Raw genomic sequence first — 5,178 nt, forward strand, 5'->3', positions numbered from 1 at the left:
CACGGACAATCTCTTGGCCCTGCTTCCCCTGCTCATGGTCCCTGAAACGATTATTTCGGCCCCGATTGCTCCGGAGGCCATGATTTCCCTGAGAAGGTAGTGGAGGACCATCCTCGCTTTCTTGCCCATCTCGAGCATTTTGGCGGCGCGCCTGCCCATTATCCTGGGCTCAAGGCCCGGGTGCCTGACTTCCACCACGCTTATCTGCGGGTTCTTTATGTTGAACTCGCGCTGGAGCGTCTCGGTGAGCTGGTTTATCACGCCCCCGCGCCTGCCTATTATCTTTCCGGGATTCATCACTTCGAGCGTGATGCGCGTGACGACCGGCGTGCGCTGGATGTCTATGTTCGCAAGGTCGGTCCGGTCCAGCCCTTTCTCCAGGAACTTCATTATCTCGTACTGGAGGATGGGCTCTTCGATGAACTTCTTCTCGTATACCATCAGGATTCACCTTTCTTCTGCGCCTTCTGGGCCGGATTGACCGCTTTCTTCGATTGGTCTTTATTCTCGGTCTTTACTTCTGGTTTCGCCACGGGCCTGGCTTCGCTTTTTGCCTCTTGCTTGGTTTGAATTTTAGGTTCGGGTTTCGGCTCGGGTTTCTTCTCCGCAATCTTGATTTCAGGTTTCTGGGTCTGCGCAACAGCCTTGGATTCAGGCTTTTGGATTTGCGCGGCCTTGGAGTCGGATTTTGTTTCCTTCTTCTCTTTCTTGGAAGGAACGCGTTCTGCTACGACGATTTCTATGCGCGCGGTCTCGAAATTGGAGCGCATGCGCTTCCCTTTCGGCGCGAGGCGCGGGAAGCTGCTCTTCCTGTTCGCGGACGCGTGCACCACCAGGAGGTCCTCGCTCAGGCTCTTGGCTTTCGCCGAGGAGATTGCGCTGATGAGCGCGTTGAGCACGAACTTCGCGGATTTCTTCGGGTACCTGCCGGGCTTGCCCCCGAGTTCGTGCCTGTGCGCGAGCCCTGAAATGTATTTCCTGTAAAGGATGGGCATTTTTCCTTCGGAGGCGGCCCTGAGGAGCTCCACTGCCTTCGCGGCCGGCTTGCCCCTTATGTTGGAGCAAACCTCGGCGAGGTCCTTGTAGCTGGCCTCCACGTCCTCCAGCCTTGCCTTGCCCACAGGGGCGTCGGTGAATTTGTAGGAATACATAAAATCACTTCACTGCGACGAACTTCGAACCGCGGGTGGCGCCTATTCCCGGGCCTGCGTGCAGCACTCTTCCGGTCGTGTGGGCGAAATCGCCCAGGCGCTTCCCGATTTTTTCGAGCGTGATTGGGACGTTCTTGAACTCCTTGCCGTTGTGCACCCCGAACGTGAGGCCCAGCCACTCGGGAAGTATCACTGCTTCGCGCGAGTGGGTCCTTATCACCTTCTTCGGGTTCTTCGCCTTTATCTCCTTCACCTTGGCGATGAGCTTCTTCAGCTGGACATTGGTGGAGAGGCGCTTCAGGGTCCTGCGCTCGCGCGAATTCGCGAGCTCCATGAATTTCTCCATGCTCATTCCCTTGAGCGCTTCCTCCTCGAGCCCTTTGTAAACTTCACGTTTCATTGCGATCCCTCATCAACGTTGCGCACCGACTTCTTCCTTCCGGTGCTTCTCGCGGCTATGTGCCCGACCTTCCTTCCGTGGGGGGCTCCGCGGGAAACCGTGGTCGGCTTTCCTTCGTGGTGCTGCTTCCCTCCGAACGGATGGTTGTAAACGCTCATCTTCACGCCCCTGTTCTTGGGCCAGAGGCGGTTGCGGACGTGGTGCTTGTGGTAAGCGGTTCCTGCCTTGAGCAGAGGCTGCTCCAGGCGCCCTCCGCCGGAAACGATGCCTATCTGGGCCCTGCAGTCCGCTGAAAGCGTGATGGTTTTCCTGCTCGGAAGCCTCACGTAAACCACGTTGTTCTTCCTGGAAACGATGGAAGCGTAGGAGCCCGGGGTGCGTATGAACTTGCCCCTGTCTCCTGGCATCCGTTCTATATTGAATATGTATGCGCCGTCCGGAATCCTGTAGAGCGGAAGAAGGTTTCCGGGGCTTATCTTCGCCTGCGCCCCGACCTCGACGTAATCGCCTGCGATTGCTCCTTCGGGAGCCAGAAGATAGCCGGACTCGCCGTTGTCGTAAAGGACCTTCATCACGAGCGCGTCGCGCCCCGGGTCGTCTATGAAATCCATTATCTGGGCCCTGAGCACCCCTGCCTTTTCAGCGTCGTCGTAGGGCCTGTACTGCAGGTCCACCTTGTAGCGCGTGGTTGGCGCCTTGTAAGCCGGGGAGCCGTCCCCCCTCCTCTGCTGTTTAAGCCTTTTTCCCATTAGAACAACCTCATATAAGCTTCAGCTTCGCCGCGATGTCGTCGGTCTTCGCGCCCTTCACCAGGCGCACGATTGCGCGCTTCTGGCCCTTGGCGGTGTTGTACATGCGCACCTTCTGCACCTTGGTGCCGAAAATCTTCTCGACTTCGGCTTTGATGTCGCTCTTCTTCGACTCTTCACTCACCACGAAGGTGACCGTGTTCCCGAATTCCATCTTCGCGACGGATTTTTCGGTCCTTACCGGAGATATTATGAACATTCAAGCACCTCAGAATTTCTTGAGCTCTTCGACTGCGCTGGCCGAGAACACGGTCAGGCGCCCTGGATGGGTGCCTGGAGCGAGATGGCGCACCTTCAGCTCCGAGACTTTCACCGCGTCAACTCCGGCGAGGTTCCTCGCGGCCTTGAGCACGCTTCCGCCCTTCACCACGAGCAGGACGGATTTCGGGACATACTTGGATTTGCTCCTCGTGTGCCTTATTCCACTCAGCGCTTTCGTGTTGTTCTTGGCTTTCAAAACATCGGTCGCAAGGCCGAGTTTTTCGAAAATATTCATGACCTGCTTTGTCTTGCTCACCGATTCGAGCGAATTGTCAAGAATCAAGGGAAGCTTGGAATTGAAAATGTGGCCGCGGGATTTCGCGAGCTCCGGGTTCGCAGTAGCGGCTATTGCGGAGCGCAGGGCTTTGCTGTATTCCTTCGGGTTCATCTCTTCTATGAGTATTTTCTGCGGCTTCGGGGGATGGGCGCGCCTTCCCTTGACTGCGCTCGGAATCCTTTTCACCTTCCCGTGCTGGCCTTTCGAGCCGACTTCGCGGGGAAGCTTGGCTCCGCCCCTGTTTTTCAGCGAGCCGAAATCTTCTTTCCTTCCCTTGTAAACAGCGGAAGTCTGGAGGCCTGCGAGCCTGAACGAGCCCTTGGGCTGGTAAGTCCTGCTCTCGTCGCTGAGCACCGCGCGCTTTATCAAATCCGGGCGCACGGCCTCGGAGAAGCACGCCGGAAGCTCGACTGAGCCGGAAGCCTTTCCTTCAAGTGAATAAATTTCAGCTTTCATAGGAATCACTGCTTGGGTTCGTTGGACAGGTAGGTGAGCTTGAGCTCCTGGTAGGGGCCGTTGTCGCGCGCGGATACGCGCATCTTCACCAGCCTTTTCGTCGGGCCCGGGACGCTTCCCTTCACTATGACGAAATCGTTCTTCACAAATCCGTAGTGCGGGAATCCGCCGCTCGGGTTTATTTCATCAACGTTTTCAGAAATCTTGAGTATGTGCTTGTTCAGCTCGGTGCGCTTGTGGTAGCCGGTTTGGCCTGCCTGCGGGGCAGTGTAAAGAACGTACGCAGGATGCCACTGGCCTAAAGTTCCGACGTGCCTTCTTTTTCCGGTAGCTTTGGGCCTCTGGATGCTGGTCCCGAACCTTTTTACAGTGCCCTGCCAGCCTTTCCCTTTTGTAATTGCAACAACGTCGATTATTTCTCCGGGCTTAAAAACGTCCTTTGCCCTGAGCTCCTTTCCTAAAAGAGTCTTAGCGAACGCGAGCTTGTCCTTCGCGGTCTTTCCGCCTAAAGCGAGCTCGAAGCGCTCAGGGTGCTTTTTGCCTATCAGGGTTCTGCTGGGCTGCGTGAACACCAAAAGCCGCACGTCGTCAAGTTCATCTTCCTTGAGTTCGGTCTTTTTCGTTTTCTTCATTCCAAGGAGCTTGAGCTTCGCCTCATCTGCCGAAAGCGTCTCTCCCAGGATTTTGCGCGCCTTGTAGCCGCGCACTCCGTAAACGTAAACCGGCGGGGCTTCGAGCACCGTGCCTGCGCCGACCAATTCCTGCCCTTTCGTGGTGGTGCCTGCCTGGTCCATATACGCAACCGTGGTCATTCCGACTTTGTAGCCCGCGAATCCGAGGACCCGGCTCTCCTCCCTGGAGGGCCAGAACATCTCGGCTACCTGGGTTTCCGCCCTTTTCCTGGGCCTGAAGCCACGCGAACCTTTTCTAGGCCTGTGTAGGTCCATATCATCACTTTTTGGAATATCAGCTCTGATGAATCCTGATATTTTGCCTCCATCCTACTGCATTGCCCAGAGGAAGGAAAACCAGCTTGAACCAGTCCTTCCTTTTATCCATCCTCGGCTGGAACCAGCCAAAGACGGATGTTGGGATGCCATTAGAATAATGAGTAGAAAGAATTTGATGGAATACATTTAAAAAGGTTATCTGAACGACTGGTACCGCTTTTCGTAATCTTTGTGGGTTGAAAAACAACGGAGCATATGCATTGTTCCGCTTTCGACATCGTAGATTATCCGCCCCTGGTTTACCTGTTCGACATTGAACGGCAGGCCGAATTTTATGATGTTGTTCGAGTTTGGCGCCCTTTTTGCAATTATCTTGGGACTCAAAATAATTGCTTCGCTTCGGCCTTGAATTGCGACGCTTCTAGACGCTCCTTCATGAAATCATAGAGCAGCGTTTGGCCTTCCTTCAGCTTAGATTTATCTGTAGAAAGCTTCAGCTTGCTCGATAAAGCATCCAGAATGATTTCGAAATAAACTGAAATATCCCTATTGGGCGAATTGTCATGAAGAAACTGTCCCCAGGAATCATGGGTGCCGTATTCTCTGAGTGCAAGCTGGACGTCGGCAAGCTTCTTTCCTTCTTTCAAGGCCTTTGCCACAAATGCAGTAAGCAGGTTGGCTTCGAGAAGACTTTTACCCAAGGGGGAATTTTGAAAAAAGCATGAGCGCAGTCTGCTGGGCACGGACATGAATTCTGCGAGGGAATGCATTGGGTCTTTTCTCCTTGTCTTTTCAGATACTATTAGCTCTCCTTTAGGAATCTGAGCCGGGCCTTTTTTCTCTGAATCGTGCTTTTGCATGTAAATACACCCAG

The 5,178-nt window shown here is 54.6% G+C and carries 8 protein-coding genes; all 8 read right to left on the bottom strand.

Annotated features, from left to right (window positions below; genetic code table 11):
- Positions 1-441: KH domain-containing protein (locus tag WC488_04385; protein ID MFA5077637.1), on the bottom strand; the 441-nt coding region annotated here is incomplete at its 3' end.
- On the bottom strand, positions 441-1,151 hold the full coding sequence (locus WC488_04390) for an uL22 family ribosomal protein (protein ID MFA5077638.1): 711 nt from the start codon (positions 1,149-1,151) through the stop codon (positions 441-443). The genes WC488_04385 and WC488_04390, both read right to left, overlap by 1 nt.
- Positions 1,152-1,155: 4 nt before the next feature.
- Positions 1,156-1,557: a ribosomal protein S19 family protein gene (locus WC488_04395; GenBank protein MFA5077639.1), complete on the bottom strand. Its 402-nt coding sequence runs from the start codon at positions 1,555-1,557 to the stop codon at positions 1,156-1,158.
- Positions 1,548-2,300 carry a 50S ribosomal protein L2 gene (locus WC488_04400; GenBank protein ID MFA5077640.1) on the bottom strand — a complete coding sequence of 251 codons (753 nt, stop codon included), beginning with the start codon at positions 2,298-2,300 and terminating at the stop codon, positions 1,548-1,550. Before WC488_04400 ends, WC488_04395 begins: the two co-directional genes overlap by 10 nt.
- Positions 2,301-2,310: 10 nt before the next feature.
- Positions 2,311-2,559, bottom strand: a complete 249-nt coding sequence (rplW, locus tag WC488_04405; protein ID MFA5077641.1) for a 50S ribosomal protein L23 — start codon at positions 2,557-2,559, stop codon at positions 2,311-2,313.
- Positions 2,560-2,568: 9 nt separating this feature from the next.
- Positions 2,569-3,354 (bottom strand): 50S ribosomal protein L4, encoded by a 786-nt coding sequence (gene rpl4p, locus WC488_04410; GenBank protein ID MFA5077642.1) that lies wholly within the window; start codon positions 3,352-3,354, stop codon positions 2,569-2,571.
- A 5-nt stretch (positions 3,355-3,359) separates the two neighbouring features.
- On the bottom strand, positions 3,360-4,301 hold the full coding sequence (locus tag WC488_04415) for a 50S ribosomal protein L3 (protein MFA5077643.1): 942 nt from the start codon (positions 4,299-4,301) through the stop codon (positions 3,360-3,362).
- A 383-nt stretch (positions 4,302-4,684) separates the two neighbouring features.
- A partial coding sequence (locus tag WC488_04420; protein MFA5077644.1) for a hypothetical protein occupies positions 4,685-5,178 on the bottom strand: 494 nt, incomplete at its 5' end.

The organism is Candidatus Micrarchaeia archaeon, from assembly GCA_041650355.1.
In the GTDB taxonomy this organism is placed as follows: Archaea; Micrarchaeota; Micrarchaeia; order Anstonellales; family Bilamarchaeaceae; genus JAHJBR01.